General features: G+C 30.3%; 2 protein-coding genes. Both read left to right on the forward strand.

The genetic code is table 11. The features are described 5' to 3' along the window. The coding region (locus ACFOY6_RS24265) for a hypothetical protein (protein ID WP_379652478.1) at positions 1-285 on the forward strand (285 nt) is incomplete at its 5' end. A gap of 261 nt (positions 286-546) precedes the next feature. Continuing rightward, on the forward strand, positions 547-641 hold a 95-nt coding region (locus ACFOY6_RS24270; RefSeq protein ID WP_379652479.1), incomplete at its 3' end, for a hypothetical protein.

A 641-nucleotide genomic window follows, 5' to 3' on the forward strand; every position in this document is an offset into this window, starting at 1 on the left:
ATGGAATTTTGTAATTCGCTAGATAAAATAAAGTCTTTTAATATGAGGCATTCTTCTTATGGATTAAAACACGTGTTTGAAACAGAATACCGTAAAAAATTAGAAGACACATTTGAAGGTAGCTATATAACAAATGGTCAGTTTAAGGGTGCTATGTTAAAAGCTGGTTTTGATGTAAAAGATAAAACTCAATTAAATTGGCATTTTAATTTGAGCGAGAGAAGTATCAAAGATTTAGGAGATAGTGAAGTTTATAAAAGAATAAAAGGAGCGCGTTTGAGATGAATAAAAAAGATGAAATTTTCAATAGGTTTTGTAGCAATACTTCTACTCAAACTGTATTGGTCAAAGATAATTACTTTGTTGAATATCGAAAGGGAGACGAAATAATTTATTGTCCAATAGAACTTGCTACGGTAGTTAAAGGCTCGAACATTGATTTACATGACAGTGATTTAGTTTCAAATTATGAAGACGGCCCAAGTTTTGATATTAAAAAGTTGAATCTCGATACAGTCGAGATGGACCAAATAGGAGATGAATAATATGAATATAGAAATTATCGCAAATCAATTTGAAACAAGAGCAGGTACGTTATTAAGATATTACACTGGATTATTAGAAAATAGTAGAGAAACACC

Origin of the sequence: Teichococcus aestuarii (assembly GCF_042651065.1) — a bacterium.
Taxonomy (GTDB): Bacteria; Pseudomonadota; Alphaproteobacteria; order Acetobacterales; family Acetobacteraceae; genus Pseudoroseomonas; species Pseudoroseomonas aestuarii.